Here is a 16527-nt window from a genome sequence, read left to right on the forward strand (position 1 = left end):
TGTATGGTGGGATTTATAATCAGGAAGATAAAAAGTCTGTTTTTTTTAGGACGACTAAAAAAAGCACAAGTTTATTTAGTGGCAGGTAATTCTCATTTCTTTGAAAACTTTAGGTTAACTATAGGTAAACCAATTGAAAATAAAATTTATCTGAAAGTAGGTAATGATTCAATTTTAGATTGCAACGTTACATTTGAATCAGAAACAGGTGAAGTTAGCGTTGGCGACAGATGCTTTATTGGCGCAAGTAATATTATCTGCAAATCAAAGATCGAGTTTGGCGATAATGTGTTTGTAGCCTGGGGATCATATTTTTATGATCACGATTCCCATTCAATTGATTACCGCGAACGTGAAAATGATATAACGATGCAGTTGCAGGATTACAGGGCCGGCCGTAATTTTATCGAAAATAAGAATTGGGCTGTTGTTAATACCGTACCCATAAAAATTTGTTCAAACGCCTGGATAGGTATGAATTGCACAATTTTAAAAGGTGTTACCATTGGTGTAGGCGCTATTGTGGGTGCCGGAAGTGTAGTTACAAAGGATGTAGCCGACTGGACAATTGTTGGCGGAAACCCAGCTAAAATTATTAAAGAAATTCCACCAGAATTACGAAAAGTTTAAAAATGAAAAAAGTTCTGATAACCGGTGCGTATGGTTTTTTAGGGAGATATACAGCAAAAGCATTTAAAGATGCAGACTACCACGTGAGTGGTATAGGACACGGCAAATGGCATAAATACGAATATAGCAAATGGGGTATTGATGATTGGTTTGAATCTACTATTACTTTTGAAGCATTGATGAATATCAACAAACGCTTTGATGTGATAGTACATTGCGGAGGTAGCGGATCGGTAGCCTTTTCCTATCAAAACCCGTTTGAGGATTTTCAAAAAAGTGTTCAAAGTACGTTAGCTTTGCTTGAATATATACGCCTGCAAGGCAATCCGTGTCATTTTATTTATCCCTCCAGTCCCGCTGTTCAGGGAGATGTTGGCGATAAAAAAATTAAAGAAGATGACCCGTCCGACCCGGTTTCGCCGTACGGCTTTCACAAAAAAGCAGCCGAAGAATTGTGTTTTTCTTACAGTAAGAATTTTGGATTGAAAGTTTCAGTAATTCGTTATTTTTCAATTTATGGGGCAGGCCTGCAAAAGCAATTGCTATGGGATGCCTGCATGAAAATAAAAAATGCGGTAGATGAAGTTATGTTTTTTGGTACCGGCCAGGAAACCCGGGATTGGTTATATGTTACGGATGCCTCGGCTTTGATATTAGCTATAGCGGCCAATGAAAAAGAGAAAATAAGCATTGTAAACGGTGGTTCTGGAGTTAGAACCACTGTTGCCCAAACCATAGCGATGTTAGTAAAAGCTTACCATAAGCCAATTAATATTAAATTTAACCAGGAAGTAAAAACCGGCGACCCGAGGTTTTATCACGCAGACACTTCAAAGGCCGAGCATTTGGGTTGGTTACCCCAAGTAAAAATAGAAGAAGGCATTTTACATTACGTAAATTATTTTAAGGAGTTGCAGAATGATTAGAGTTGCATTTTTAATAAATTTTCCAAAAGAATATAAAGGGGGAATAAACTACATAAAGAATTTGCTTTACACAAATTCCATTACCAAATATCCAGACATTGAGTATTACGTTGTATTGCCATCAAATATTGAACAAGAATATATCGATGTTTTTTCGCCATATGCCAAGCTGATATTTACCGATATATTTAAAGATCGATCTTTAGCATGGTTTTTAAATAAAGTTTTCAACAAGGCATTTAATTTCCAGCTTCCATTATTTATGCTTTTTAAAAAGTATAAAATAAATGTTGTTTCTCATTCTTTTTTTTGGGGTAATTATAAATCTTTAAAGATAGTTAACTGGATTCCCGATTTTCAGTGCGTGCATTTCCCTAATTTATGGCCAAAAAAGCAACTTGATTTAATGACTAAGATTAACACCAATATAGCTAAATACAGCGATGTGGTAATTTTAAGTAGTTATGATGCTTTAAACGATTTTAAAAAATTTGCCCCTTCGCAAATTGCTAAAGCAAGAGTGTTACAATTTGTGTCGCAGCCAGGTGAAGTGAATGAAGTTGAAAACCTGTATACGCACATCAAAACAAAATATAGTTTGAGCGAAAGATATTTTTATTTGCCCAACCAGTTTTGGTCGCATAAAAATCATATGATAGTTTTAAAAGCCATCAATTTGCTTGTAAAAAGAGGAATGAATCCATTGGTGGTAACTACCGGCGTAATGAATGATTTTAGAGGGAATAACAAAAATCTTCGCGATATAGAAAAATACATTGAACAAAACAACCTCGAAAAAAATATAATGTTATTGGGGCTTATTCCTTATAGCGAAGTATTAGTATTAATGAGGAAATGTATAGCCCTCATTAATCCATCATTTTTTGAAGGATGGAGCTCAACTGTTGAGGAAGCAAAAAGTATAGGCAAAAAGGTTATATTGTCTGATATCCCTGTTCACAAAGAGCAAAATCCAGCTAAAGCTTTTTATTTTTCTCCCAATGATGAAAATGAGCTTGCTAATATTTTGGATCAGGTTTGGAATGATCAATTAATAGAAGAGGAAACAGAAAAAGATAAAAGCGATCTTCAGGAAAATCTGATAGCCAGAACAAAGGCCTTTTCGGCAAATTATTATAAGATAATAAAAGATTTAACAGAAAATAGTTAAGGTATTTACCTTAATTGAAATTTACTTATGCACCCTAAGAAAGCCCCCCTGATAACTATAATAACGGTTACCTATAATGCCGTGAATTCTATCGAGGCGACAATTAGATCTGTAATCAAAAAAAAATCAGATAACGTCCAATTCTTTATCATTGATGGAGGTTCAACAGACGGGACTTTACAAGTAATTAAGAATTATGAAGCGCAAATAACCTATTTCATAAGCGAACCTGATAAAGGATTATATGATGCAATGAACAAAGGATGGGAACAGGCAAATGAAAATAGCTACATTTTATTTTTAGGTAGTGGTGACGAGATACTGAGCTTACCTGCTCTTGATTCATTTGACAAGGCAAACTTAATAGCCGGACAAGTTAAAATAGGTAACAAATATTTATACGTTCCTAAAATAGATACCAGGCTTAAATTGGGCAATACCTTACATCATCAGGCACTGCTAATAAAAAAAGCAGTTCATCCGTTGCCTCCCTTTGATCTTCGTTTCAAAATCTATGCCGACTTTGATTTTAACCAGCGGCTTTACAAAGCTGGTGTTAAATTTATAATTGACAATGATTTTAAAGCTTACGCTATGGAGGGAGGGGTTAGTACCCGTTTTAATAAAGAGGAATCCTTAAAAGTAGTAAGTAAAAATTATGGGTGGTTTTATTGTAAACTCGCACAGTTATATTATTTGTTGAGACATGAAGTTTAACGAAAACATCTTTGCGATAATAGTTTTGTATAAAACTAAGCTGTCCGATTCAAAAACTTTTTTGTCATTAACCAAATCTTTAAATTCAACCGGTAACAAGTTAGATGTATTAATATACGATAACAGCCCCGAGTATAATTTAAAAATTGGTCTTGAATATCCTGAATGGAATATAACCTACTTACCAGACCAGGATAATAATGGGGTAAGTAAAGCATATAATACCGGCGCCCAAATTGCAGGTAAAAAAGGAAGAGAATGGATTATTATATTTGATCAGGATACTACCTTCCCTGAAAATACAATAGATATTTATATTAAGGCAATTGCCAAGTACCCAAGTTATAAAATATTTGCCCCTGTAATGTTTATAAGCGAAAGCGTAATTATATCACCATGTAAATTTAAATTTATGCGTGGTTCTTCTTTAAGCTATATAAATCCCGGTCCCAACACCTTTCACAATCTATCAATAATAAATTGCGGGATGTGTATTAATATTAATTCTTTTAAACAAAATTGCGGATATAATGAGAAACTCCGGCTTGATTTTAGCGATCATGATTTTATAAAAAGATTCACCAATAAAGTTTCTGAAAATTTTATTGTTTTGGATTTAAAAGTTCGTCATGATTTGTCAACCACAAATGTAAATTCGTTTAACAGTGACTACATTAGGTTTGGTTATTATCTGGAAGGATCAAGAGGTATTTTTTCATCAACAACTGAAAAATATCTTTTAAGGTTTAACGCAACAATGAGGGCTTTAAAGTTATCTATAAGGCATAAAAGTCTATCCTTTTTAGTTCAAGTCTTTAAATAGCGCTTTTTATGAACAAACAAGAGCAAAGTGTAATTGACGTAAATCCATTTTTTGTATACATTTTTGGCTTTTTGATAGCCTTAACTGTATATCAATTTAACTGGTCTTACTTGTACCCAAGCCTATCACTTGAATTGCTTGGCTTTTTAGCTTTTACTTTTATTATAAGCGCGGTGCTAGGTACTTACATACATAAAAAAGGTTTTTTAAGATTTAACAACTCCCCTAATAAGCTCAAAATTAATCAACTTGTATTTTTAATCACCGTTGGCTATATATTAAACTTTGCGTATTCTGGCAGGGTTCCTTTGTTCGCAATATCAAGTAACATTGAAGATGTTAATTATGTCGATTTTGGTATACCCACTTTTTATGTAATATTGGCGACTTTCACAAGTTTTCTCACCGTTTATTTATTTAAATGTTATTTGGTTGAGAGAAAGCGGAAGTTTTTATTTTTATGCTTTTATTTATTGATTTTTCCGCTGCTTGTATTTAATAGAGGGGCTATACTTATCAACTTATCCAGCATATTTTTTATTTATCTATTCTCTTATAAGAAAAACCGGATTAAGATTTACTTAAAACTCTTTTTGATTGTAATAGCAATTTTAATGGGCTTTGGCTTTTTAGGAAACATAAGAACAAAGAACCAAATGGGCAAGGATAATTCAGTCGATTTAAACGAAGTAATGATGGATATGGGAGAGGCAAAGCCTGGCTTTGTTATGTCGCCGATACCTAAGGAATACTTTTGGTCATACCTTTATATTGCATCTCCGCTGGCCAATTTACAAACAAATGTTGATCATCAAAAAGTCAATTATAGCATCTCTAATTTTTTACAATACTTAAATGGGGAATTAAACTTTGATTTTATATCAAAAAGGATTTCCGCAATTTTTAATGTTGAAAAACCTGAAAACGTTCGTATTGCACCATGGTTAACGGTTTGTACTGTTTATGCCACTTCTTACAGTTATTTTGGTTGGTGGGGAATGATTCTTACTTTTTTGTTTTTAATGACAATTACGTTTATATATATGCTGATAATAAAATCAAACAATCCATATTTCACTACAAGCATAGCAATTTTGTGTACTTTTTTCCTGTTTTGTATATTTGATAATATGTTCTTTTTTAGCGGGTTAAGCTTTCAATTGGTATACCCCATTTTATTATCTCTCAAGTTCAAAAGTTAAATAATTATAATCATAAAATGGATAATGTTAGTGTTTGTATGGCAACATACAACGGTGAAAAATATATTCATCAGCAAGTGGTTAGTATAATTAAGCAACTTTCTGATGACGATGAATTAATAGTTAGTGATGATGGTTCCACAGATAGAACTTTGGAGATCCTAAATGAATTTAACGATAGACGGATAAAAATTTTCTTTAATAAAAATAAAAAAGGACCAGTTGGGAATTTTGAAAACGCTATACGTAATGCTAACAGGCGGCTTATTTTTTTAGCAGATCAAGACGATATATGGTTGGATAATAAAATAGAGATAATGACCACTTATCTGCAACAATATGATGTAGTTAATTGTGATTGTAAGGTAGTGGATAGCGATTTGAATGTAATTTGCCCTTCGTATTTTAGCTATATAAAGTCAGGTGCCGGATTTATAAAAAATTTAAAAACTAACACTTACATGGGGAATTGTATGGCGTTTAAAAGGGAAATCCTAGATGTTGCTTTACCATTTCCTGATAACATCCCAAATCACGACTTGTGGATAGGCGTAGTGGCTGATCTGTTTTTTAAGCCATACTTTTTGCAAAGTATTTTGGGACTACACCGCAGGCATGATCATAATGCCTCAAACACTTTTGACATAAAACTTAAAATTAATTTTTGGCAAAAGGTAAATAAAAGATTAATAGTGTTTTATTATTTACCCCGGTTATTTATCCGGCAAGCAATTGCAAAAAGAAAAAAGGCCGTATCATAATAATGATACGACCTTTTTATTAATTACAAATCTCGATTTATTTTCACAAACTCCAACGCTGGTTTCGTTAATTGGCTTTTGGTAACTATTCTTGATCTTTATTCTTTTTGTATACATGAGGGTTTTCAACAATCCCTTTTTTAAATACCTTCATTACACCCATTCTCAGGGTATTATCAGCCCTCAATATTAAATCTACTGCTTTTTGTTCTGGCCGACCTCTGAATGAGGTTACGTGAAATTCGTCAGATGTCAGTAATGGATCTTTACAAAAGTAATAATTTGATACACAACATCTAATCCTGTCAATTTGTACCGGACTAACAGAATGCCATGAGCCCTGGTGGGTTGCCATAACAGCTAAACGATTAAATTTGCTATGGATAGTTATCTGATCACTTTTAAGCCCATCAGGCCAAATCTCCAAATTCCCCCCGTTTTTTTCATCCCAGTCTGGTGTCACATAATATAATAAATTTAGCACCCGCCATAAATTTCGGTCCTTATCATGTGAATTATCTAAGTGAGGATTCAAATAATTTTCATGGCCCATCATAGATATACCGCCGGCATATAGATTACTATCGGGCAATGGATTCTCAATTTGACAAATTTCGCCAATTAACGTTACAATTCTTTCATCTTGAAATGCGTAAATAATTTCCTCTAAAATAGGATCGTATTTATCCATTTGAGCGGCAATGTACTTATATTCTTTAAGGCTCCTTTTTAGCGTGGTTTGTTCGGGTTTTGGAAATCTTTCGTAAATATATCTTGCCAAATCCTCTGGTAATAAGTTATCTATAAAAAAATAACCAATCTTGTTTTTAGAATTGTCAAACTGTTCTTGGATGGTTGGAAGTTCCGCCTGTATTTTTGATAGAATTAAATCCGCAATTGTTTTTCTATTCATATTTTAATATTATTTATCTTATATATAATGCTCTGAGAATGCTAGTTTGGAAATAACTTAGTTATATGCTCTATAAAATAAGGTTTATGTTCAGTCAAATTTATTAAAAGAAACGTAAATAAACAGTTTTTCATATCTGAATTCTTCTGCAAAGAACAAGTATATTTGGCAAACTATGAAACTCAATTTTAAAGTAGCGTTATTAATCCCTACACTCAATGCTGGTAAACAATGGCTAAATACACTTGATAGTATAAAGAGTCAAACATTTGAAATTACAATTAAGATTATTATTGATTCAGGTTCGACTGACGATACCGTTCCTTTGGCCAGGCAACACGGCTTTGAAATAGTTGAGATAAAAAAGTCCGAATTTAACCACGGCAAAACCCGGCAACAAGCGGTTGATTTATCAAATGGTGTTGATATATGTGTTTTTCTGACCCAAGATGCCATATTAGCTTCAACCAACTCTGTAGAAAATTTAGTGGCTGCGTTTAATGACCCCGATATCGGCATGGCTTATGGCAGGCAATTACCTCATAAAAATGCCAGGCCTTTAGAGACGCATGCCCGGTTATTTAATTATGCTGATCAGTCGGTAATAAATTCCCTTTCTGATGCTGATCAATTGGGTTTCAAAATAACTTTTTGTTCAAATTCTTTCGCAGCTTACCGCTATAATGCCCTCGCAAAAGTAGGGGGCTTTCCGCCAGATTCTATTATGGGAGAAGATGCGATCGTGGCTGCTAAAATGTTACAGGCTGGTTACAAAAAGGCGTACGTTGCAAATGCAACTGTTTATCATTCCCACAGCTATACGGTTATTGAGGAATTTAAACGTTATTTTGATACACGTGTTTTTCATGAACAAAACAGGTGGTTGATAGAAAAATACGGTAAACCAACAGGAGAGGGAATAAAGTTCATGAGATCAGAGTTGAAATATGTGTTAAAAAACGACCCGAAGGTAGTTTTCAAGTCGATCGCGTCACTCGGCGCAAAGTGGTTAGGATATTTATCTGGAAAATTTTACAGGCAAATTCCCCGTTCGTTATTAAAAAGACTATCGATGCACAAACATTATTGGAAGTAATTCCCCCCGGTTTGTAGAGTGATCTATAGGTAAGCTGCAGCCCCTACAATTGAAAGTAATCGAATATGTACGTCGATTCGTCTACAAGACGATAACAACACTGCAAGCGTTGTCGAAAATAAAAAAACGAATATCTATCTACGAAAAATTAAACTCAATCAGCTGGTGACTTGTTTGCTATTAATAAATTGCAATTTAATTACAACGAAATTACCACCCATGCCGCCAGATTTTCAACTGACAGGTTCAAAACAGAAATTTTAAACTATATAATCAGTAGAAAAAAATAAAAATAGCGCCTTTTTAATAAAAAATAATTAAAACTTTATTGTAGCGTTTAAGGTTTATCATTCGTAATAGTAGTAATTGTTATCATTTTGGCATAATTAATGCTTTTTAAATGAAAAAATATTACATTTGTGCATCCTTAACCTTATGAATATAAGATACTCAAAACTCGTCCCTGTAATCACCTTTATCAGTGATCTAATATTATTAAATATCTGTATACAATGTGCTCATTTATTGGTATTTAACTATTTCTCCAACGAGATAAGCTCCTCTGTTTTTTTACTTCTGGTTAATATGGCATGGATTTCCATCGCCTCGCTGACTAAAAATTATGTTATTCACCGGCCGTTAGTATTTAGCAATAGTGTTAACCGAATTTTATCCTCCCTTATTTACCATTCGTTAGCAGTGCTTGGCGTTGTGTACTTTTTTAAGTTTTTTGAGGTAAGCCGCTGGGAAATGCTTTTTACCTATAGCCTGTTTCTTTCGTTGATATTGTTACAAAGAGCCGCTATCTTTTTTATTCTTGATTATATCAGAAAAAAAGGATACAACAGAAGGCACATCCTTTTGATTGGCGACAAAAACATTGCAGATAGATTAAAAAGAACATTCTATAACCACCCCGAGTATGGTTACCATTTTATAGATTTTATCCAGGAAGAAACCACTCAGGATATTCCTGAAGAAAAATTACTTGATATTTTTTTTGAAAAACAGGCCGATGAGATATTTGTCTGTTATAAGAGCATCCAGCCGTCTTTGTTACAAAAACTGGTAGATAAAGGTGACGAAAAGAGAGTTAAAATAAAGTTTGTTTCCGACCTGTTCCTTACTAATAATTTTGCGAACGTTATAAACTACGACAATCTTCCCGTTATTCAGCTTACGTCGAAACCAGAGCTTGCTTTAAAAATTGTAGTTTTTAAACGCAGTTTTGATATCATATTTTCCGCTTTGGTTATGATAATTGGTTTCCCGGTATTTATACTGTTGATGATCATAACTAAATTGACTTCAAAAGGTCCGGTTTTTTATCGCCAGGAAAGGATGGGAAGAGACCTCAAACCGTTTTACATTTATAAATTCAGGAGTATGTTTGTAAACTCCGAGGCCTTAGGGCCACAATTATCAAGTGATGGCGATCCGCGAATTACCCAGTGGGGAAGCATTATCAGAAAATCAAGGCTTGACGAATTACCGCAATTTTGGAATGTTATAAAAGGGGATATGTCTATTGTTGGGCCGAGACCGGAACGGCAGTTTTTTATAGAACAACTTATAGAAAAATCTCCTAATTATAAAAAGCTTTTCAGCTTAAAGCCCGGTCTTACATCCATGGGGCAGGTAAATTATGGATATGCGGAAAATCTGGACCAAATGCGTGACAGGGTTAGATACGATTTAGTTTATTTGAAAAACGTTTCGTTGAACAACGACTTAAATATCATTTTAAAAACAGTCCAGGTAATGGTGCAATTGAAAGGAAAATAGTTTCGAATCGCTTATGTTTTATAACAAGTACTTAGGTACTCCCCCAACACGCCTTTGGCCAGTAAGGAGGTCGTAAACAAAAGAGCCAATTAAATAGTATGTTTAATTGGCTCTTTTGATCATGATAAAATAGTTTATTCTGATGGTGTGCTTAAGCAGACGATTTCATTATGATATAGACCATTGATACGGCTCCCTGACAAGCAGTTTACGCTAAACTAAAGCAACAGCACTTTTAGGCGAAAAAGAATTCATAAACTCCTGCGCCTTTTTTACCATTAACTTCGATCCTATAAATATAGCCGAACGCTGATGGAGTTGCTCTACTTCAATATCCAAAATCCTGTCGTATCCGTTAGTTGCCAGTCCGCCGGCCTGCTCCACAATAAACGCCATCGGATTACATTCGTAAACCAGGCGCAGTTTTCCGTTTTTATATTGGGCTGTGGTTGGGTAAATAAAAATGCCCCCCTTTATTAAATTCCGGTGGATATCTGCAATCATCGATCCGGTGTATCTTGATGTATACGGCCTATTGGTAATGTCATCTTCTACCTGGCAATATTTAATATATTTTTTTACACCTTCGGGCAAATGAGTGTAGTATCCTTCATTTATCGAATAAGTATTACCTTCAGCAGGAATACTCATCTCAGGGTGCGACAAGCAAAACTCCCCGATCGAAGGATCAAGTGTAAAGCCGTTTACACCTTTACCGGTGGTATATACCAACATGGTAGACGATCCGTATATTACATATCCAGCTGCCACCTGTTCGGTACCATTCTGCAAAACATCCTGAAGCGTTGCCTTACCTTCGCTTGATTTTCTGCGATAAATAGAAAATATGGTGCCGACACTTACATTTACGTCAATATTAGATGAGCCATCCAAAGGGTCAATAGCTACAATATATTTGGCATTTTTTGATATTTCAGAGTCGATATAAATATGCTCCTCATTCTCTTCAGAAACAACAATACAACATTCGCCGCCACTCTGCAATGCCGAAATAAATTGTTCGTTTGCATAGATATCCATTTTTTTCTGCTGCTCGCCGTGCGAATTGGTTTCGCCTGTTTCGCCAATAATGTCAATTAACCCAGCCTTATTAATTTCGCGGTTCACAATTTTTGCCGCGATACCTAAATCGCGCAAAAGCCTCGAAAGCTCGCCTTTGGCATAAGGAAAATCTGCTTGCTTCTCTATAATAAATTGCCCTAATGTTTTTACTGTCTTCATATGGCTTTTTGTTAGTTTGAAAATAAAGAGACTCCCAGGTATAAAAGAGTGTCGCAGGTAAAAAAATAAAATTGGAGGCCCCAGTTACTTTAATACAACCGCATGTAATTGGCTGTTTATTGACTATAACTATCTAAAAACCTTTTCACTAAGGTAGCTGGCCACAAAAGCAAAACTGTCATGCACTGTCCTATAATGCAAATTCCTGTACTCCGGGGCAATCCCGGTTAATCGATAACTTCTATACTTAAAGTTCAAATATTTCAGTCTGCTTTATAGGCCACACTCCGTTATCTTTAGATACGATCGTAAAATAATTTGATAACAGATAGATAAAAAAACATATCGGCGTTTACACATCTAATGATGCAAACAGATGGTGCCCTCAGGAACATAAAGATAAGATTTCCGGGGCAAATTATTATCAGAAAAAATTCAATAATTGAACTGGCCGACGAAATTATTGGTGCAGGGCATGTTCATGTATTAATTATTACAATTGATGTGCTTTTAACAGCCATCGGTACCGTTATTAAGCAGCTACAGCAACAAAACATTCAAGTACAGGTGAATACATTTATAACCCGCTAGCCTTCTTATGATGATATCTATAGTTTGTTAAAAACCGCATCGGGCCAGCCTGTTGATGCGGTTATTGGCATTTTTGGTGGCTGGCCTGAGGCTAAATGCGCCGGCAAACTGGGCGGCTAAAACAACGCGAATGAAAAAATTAATCACCCTGCTTGCCCCTATTCTGTTTTATGTACAGCAAACGCGCAAACAATAAGCGGTCTGAATGGCATGTGACATCGCCGGAGTTTGGGGCTAATTTTAGTGCAACGGGTTATTATTTTGGCCATCTGCTTAGTGATATACTGCATATTAGCGATTGCTAAGGAGGTTCTGGCGCCCAAGGCTGTATGGGCGCCGAAGGCTTAAAAGACTTTTAAGCAGTTATTCAATCTGCGTGTCGTTCAGTTTCCCCAACATTTCAGTGCCCCCTTGTTGCGCTGGGGAGCACCGCCGTCGCCGCTTCAAATTCCAGGCCTACCGCCGAAATCAGGCTCCGTAAGTTTTTTTTGTCCATATGGTCAAACCCATGGTTCATAACAGCTTTCTTTTGGGGATCTTTTTGCAGCATGGCTCCCAGTTTTAAAACAAGGCGATCTGTCCACGCCAGTTTGGCAACAATACACCGCCCGGGCATAAAAAATATCCCCCTCGTTTTCATAACCCGCGGTTCCAGGTTCGTCCGCAGAATCTGCCGCTGCTCTGCCTTATCATCGGCCGACGTGCCGCACACAATAAATAAGAATATCTTTTTGTTAGCCAGTATGCTACTGTTCCTTTTCAGCCATTTTCCAATGGTCAGTTTACCAACATAAACCGAACTGCCTATAATCACCACATCATAACCTGCAAGTATGGTGGGCGTAGCTTGGTCGGCCTTTAAAAATGGCATGTGCAGCTCACCAGCCAGCCATTGCGCATACTGCTCCGTTGCGCCGTATTTACCCTGGTATATAATAATCCCATTCATGATTTTTCCCGGTTTTTAATTTCGGCAATTTAGGTAGCCGCGTCCTTAAGGAAAATGATCAGGGTCATGGGAATTGCTGATGGGCGTCTCTTTTAGTATCAAGACAGCTGCATGAAAAAGTATCAAGTAGCGAGTATCAAGTAGCAAGACAGCTGCATGAAAAAGTATCAAGTAGCAAGTATCAAGTAGCAAGACAGCTGCGGGAATATATCTTGTCCAAAACTTTCGTCATTGCGAGCGCAGCGCGGCAATCGCGAACTATGCATGGCGGTCATTCGGTCATGAAGTCATATCGTAATGAACCCCAAAAAACCCTCGTCGAATACCAACTACTCCCTACTTTCCCCAAAAAAATCTTGATACTTGATACTAACTACTTGATACTCTATGAGCGTTTCCCCGTTGGTAGAAACGGGGCCAGGCCTTCCATTCATACGCGCACAAGGCCTTAGGCGCGGCCAATGCCCATGCCAACCACCGGGCCGGTATCTATTTCAGTCCTTAACGCAACGCCGTTATTGCTAAAACCTCCGTCTCCACCATTGCGACTGCCGATATATGTCACCCTTTCAGGGCTTTTGGATAGCACAGCGTTACGCGCTGCGTTAATATAGTTGACCCTTTCAGGGCCAGCTACTTACCTGGTGACAAATGCATAACAGAACTATCCAAAACCGGCAAACTTTGTCGCGACGACATTGCATCGTGATTTAAAGCCCGCCTCCTGCAACCCTAAAAGGGCGGCACCCGCATGCGATGGGCATCGCCCTATTACGGGAGCAGAAAATTTCGTTATTTATATTCTAATTTCCTTACCCTGTTATTTCCAGTGTCCATAACAAATACGGTTCCGGTGTTGTCGACAGCAATACCGTACGGAAATTTAAATTGTGCCAGGGCGCCGTCGCCATCTTTATAGCCCATTTCTCCGCTTCCTGCTATAGTTGTAACCACCCCATCCGGCGTTATTTTTCTGATGGCGTGATTATCGCTATCGCTAACCCACAGGTTCCCCAGGGCATCGCAAGTCATACTGCTAATCGTGTTAAATTGGGCCTCGTTTCCCTTACCATCCTTAAAGCCTATCGCTCCGGTTCCTGCAAAAACAATTACATTCCCGGCTTTATCTATCTTCTTGATAAGGCAATTGCCATTCCCTGTTACAAATATATTGCCCGATGTATCCACGGCTATTGCATACAAATAATGGTAGTTTGGCAATCCATCAGATGAAAAACCTGTTTTATCATTTAAGGTAAAGGTAGAAACCACACCATTAGGTGTAACCTTGCGCRAAACAAAATTATCGTGATTGTTGTAATCAGGTAAAATGATATTGTCATGGTTATCTATAGCCATGTTGCCAATAATATTAAATGCCGCCTGCGTGCCAACGCCATCTAAATAATTTACCGACAAGGATCCTGCAAAAACAGCATTAATCGTAGGCGAGGCTATCTTCCGTATCAAACCATATTCTATGGTATATAAATTACCTTTACTATCCCTTACCAGGCTATAAATATTTCCAAAATCGGGATTTGGGTTCCCAATGCTTTTGCTGGTAAAGGTAGTAACATGCCCCGAATAGGTAACCTGCCGAATGCTGGCATTTCCCTGGTCGCCTACAAAAAGGTTTCCATGGTTGTCTGTAACAATACCCTGAGCATTACTGAATTGTACCTGTGTGGTATCTCCATCGTTAAAACCTGCCGTAGCAGCTCCGGCCACCGTAGAAACCACCCACTTTTTTGCAGGGGTAATTATTTTGACAGAATCAGTTGGCTGCACGTTATCAAGAGCGCTCTTGTTACATGCGCTGAAAATAAAAGCAAAAATCAACCCGAAAAAAATTTGTTTATATATAGCAGCAGGGCGTATTGTCATAAGTTTAAGTTATGTGCCGAAAATAAACAAAAAAGCCGAAGAAAAACTATCATCCGCATAGATACTGCATAACTATGTGCCCCACCTGCCTGGTATATACCATGCTTTTAGGGCAATCAACAACGCATATTGTTAACCTTAATGTCCTTTGCCGGATCTCCTAAGCTATTTTTCATTTAACAGAATTCTTGTTGTCAAATAACTTAACAATAGGAATTTTGTTAAATCCTTCTATTCCGCGCTTGTTGGTGTGTCTCCCCGCAAGCGTCCCGGGCTCGTGGCCTGTATGCTAAGTATACAACACTGTATTCAATCTTAAAAATGTGCGTTTTGCTACAACACCCGTTTGCTCCCTCAACCAACTACAACCTACCACCCGAACACTCTCCCCTATCAATCGTCAATACCTTGTCGTTATCCACCCCTCAAATTGTCACTTCTGCCCAGCGTAAAGTCCCGAAATGCTATCGATATTTGTATTGTCAATAAAATCGAAACAACTTAAATAACATTTTATGAAAAGAGTATTTAAAGGAACTGATGTCATGAAACCTGCATTCATAATTGCTTTGCTTTTTTTTACCGTATTGCAGTGTTATGGCCAGCAGCTTAAACCTGCAAACAGTGGTTATGCGCCTGTTAATGGCATTAAGGTTTATTATGAGGTATATGGCGAGGGAAAGCCCCTTGTTTTGCTGCATGGCGCGTTTTATACCATCGAGATGAACTGGAGCCAGTTGATACCCGAACTGGCAAAAACAAGAAAGGTGATTGCCCTTGAAATGCAGGGACATGGGCACACCCCGTTTTCGGACAGAAAGTTAGATATTGCTACCCTGGCAAGTGATGTGGTAGGGGTAATGGATTTTTTAAAAATTGACAGTGCCGATGTTGCAGGCTATAGTATGGGTGGTTCTATAGCTTACCAATTGGCAGTAAAAAGCCCTAAACGGGTAAAAAAATTGGTAATCATTTCTTCTACCTACAAAACCAGTGGCTGGCTGCCCGCTATAAATAGTGGGTTTAAAAATTTTAAGCCCGAGTTTTTTAACAATACGCCTATAAAAACGGCATATGATGCAGTAGCACCCGACAAAACAAAATGGACAAAATTTATTGAACAAATGATTGCTTTTGCCGGGGTGCCCTTTGATGTGGGCGACGCCAATATTGCCAAAATTACATCGCCGGTATTGCTCATCTCGGGCGACAATGATGGCCTTGACAAAGTGGAGCTGATGAAAACGTACCAATTATTGGGAGGCGGCGTAGCTGCCGATTTGGGGCCGATGCCAAAATCACATTTAGCCATTGTGCCTGCGCAAGGCCACGTGAGCCTGATGATGCAAACGAAAACAATAGCAGCTTACCTGGACGACTTTTTAAAGTAAAAGTAACAAAGCTTTCGCCGTCCCCAAATCGTCAGCAGAAAGGCTTCGGATAGCCACCTGCGGCCATGAGCGGGCCGATGCTGTTGTTACCACTATGTATTGGATGTACACAAATAGCCTTCCACGCATTAGTCGGAAGATTGCTTCGGACTTTATAATGACTCGCCAATAAGTTATTGACTGTAAGTATCAAACTACCGTCATTGCCTTTAGATTAGCTTTAACAAAATAGTATAGGTTATTATTATTGTTGAAGCTTTCTTTTTGCTTCTTTTTCTTTGTTAATAACCTTGATTTTTGTGGATAAAGTTAACAACGGTAAGGGTGCATTATCGTCATTGCCAGGCTTGAAGGCCTATGCCTCGATTGAATCCCTTACCGTTTGTTTTAAACTGTGGCATCAAATAGAAATTAGAGTTTGGAAGGCTCATTAGTAAGGTATT

15 protein-coding genes are annotated in these 16527 nt (G+C 37.2%); 11 read left to right on the forward strand and 4 right to left on the reverse strand.

From position 1 onward, the window contains the following. Positions 1–3: 3 nt before the first annotated feature. The 7 genes from AC1DU2_RS13305 to AC1DU2_RS13335 are packed head-to-tail and all read left to right on the forward strand — an operon-like array spanning position 4 to position 6230. Positions 4–630, forward strand: a complete 627-nt coding sequence (locus AC1DU2_RS13305; protein WP_477384886.1) for an acyltransferase — start codon at positions 4–6, stop codon at positions 628–630. A 2-nt stretch (positions 631–632) separates the two neighbouring features. Then, positions 633–1556: an NAD-dependent epimerase/dehydratase family protein gene (locus AC1DU2_RS13310; RefSeq protein ID WP_477384887.1), complete on the forward strand. Its 924-nt coding sequence runs from the start codon at positions 633–635 to the stop codon at positions 1554–1556. Then, positions 1549–2727 (forward strand): glycosyltransferase, encoded by a 1179-nt coding sequence (locus tag AC1DU2_RS13315; protein ID WP_477384888.1) that lies wholly within the window; start codon positions 1549–1551, stop codon positions 2725–2727. The genes AC1DU2_RS13310 and AC1DU2_RS13315 overlap by 8 nt, the downstream gene beginning before the upstream one ends. Before the next feature lie 27 nt (positions 2728–2754). Then, a complete protein-coding gene (locus AC1DU2_RS13320; RefSeq protein WP_477384889.1) occupies positions 2755–3444 on the forward strand; it encodes a glycosyltransferase family 2 protein in 690 nt (229 codons plus the stop codon). Further along, positions 3434–4267, forward strand: coding sequence for a glycosyltransferase (locus AC1DU2_RS13325; RefSeq protein ID WP_477384890.1), 834 nt, complete (start codon positions 3434–3436; stop codon positions 4265–4267). Before AC1DU2_RS13320 ends, AC1DU2_RS13325 begins: the two co-directional genes overlap by 11 nt. Before the next feature lie 8 nt (positions 4268–4275). Beyond that, a complete protein-coding gene (locus AC1DU2_RS13330) occupies positions 4276–5469 on the forward strand; it encodes an O-antigen polymerase (protein WP_477384891.1) in 1194 nt (397 codons plus the stop codon). A 17-nt stretch (positions 5470–5486) separates the two neighbouring features. Next, positions 5487–6230 (forward strand): glycosyltransferase family 2 protein, encoded by a 744-nt coding sequence (locus AC1DU2_RS13335; RefSeq protein WP_477384892.1) that lies wholly within the window; start codon positions 5487–5489, stop codon positions 6228–6230. A gap of 85 nt (positions 6231–6315) precedes the next feature. Here the strand turns inward: AC1DU2_RS13335 and AC1DU2_RS13340 are convergent, their stop codons facing one another. Beyond that, on the reverse strand, positions 6316–7143 hold the full coding sequence (locus AC1DU2_RS13340; protein WP_477384893.1) for a 2OG-Fe(II) oxygenase: 828 nt from the start codon (positions 7141–7143) through the stop codon (positions 6316–6318). A 175-nt stretch (positions 7144–7318) separates the two neighbouring features. Between AC1DU2_RS13340 and AC1DU2_RS13345 the strand changes: the two genes are divergently transcribed. Beyond that, positions 7319–8239, forward strand: coding sequence for a glycosyltransferase family 2 protein (locus tag AC1DU2_RS13345; RefSeq protein WP_477384894.1), 921 nt, complete (start codon positions 7319–7321; stop codon positions 8237–8239). Positions 8240–8674: 435 nt separating this feature from the next. Then, positions 8675–10024, forward strand: a complete 1350-nt coding sequence (locus AC1DU2_RS13350; protein ID WP_477384895.1) for a sugar transferase — start codon at positions 8675–8677, stop codon at positions 10022–10024. Between the two features lie 213 nt (positions 10025–10237). Here the strand turns inward: AC1DU2_RS13350 and fbp are convergent, their stop codons facing one another. Then, positions 10238–11266, reverse strand: a complete 1029-nt coding sequence (fbp, locus tag AC1DU2_RS13355; RefSeq protein WP_477384896.1) for a class 1 fructose-bisphosphatase — start codon at positions 11264–11266, stop codon at positions 10238–10240. A 363-nt stretch (positions 11267–11629) separates the two neighbouring features. On the opposite strand from fbp, the gene AC1DU2_RS13360 reads away from it, so the two are divergent. Beyond that, entirely contained in the window at positions 11630–11857 is a 228-nt protein-coding gene (locus tag AC1DU2_RS13360; protein ID WP_477384897.1) for a hypothetical protein, read from the forward strand. A 400-nt stretch (positions 11858–12257) separates the two neighbouring features. On the opposite strand, the gene AC1DU2_RS13365 is transcribed toward AC1DU2_RS13360, so the two are convergent. Beyond that, positions 12258–12806 carry a flavodoxin domain-containing protein gene (locus tag AC1DU2_RS13365; protein WP_477384898.1) on the reverse strand — a complete coding sequence of 183 codons (549 nt, stop codon included), beginning with the start codon at positions 12804–12806 and terminating at the stop codon, positions 12258–12260. 792 nt (positions 12807–13598) lie between these two features. After that, complete coding sequence (locus AC1DU2_RS13370; protein WP_477384899.1) at positions 13599–14693, reverse strand: SBBP repeat-containing protein; 1095 nt, start codon at positions 14691–14693, stop codon at positions 13599–13601. Positions 14694–15208: 515 nt separating this feature from the next. On the opposite strand from AC1DU2_RS13370, the gene AC1DU2_RS13375 reads away from it, so the two are divergent. Continuing rightward, complete coding sequence (locus tag AC1DU2_RS13375) at positions 15209–16084, forward strand: alpha/beta fold hydrolase (RefSeq protein ID WP_477358041.1); 876 nt, start codon at positions 15209–15211, stop codon at positions 16082–16084. Positions 16085–16527 lie beyond the last annotated feature (443 nt).

The organism is Mucilaginibacter sp. P4_C11 (assembly GCF_056402115.1).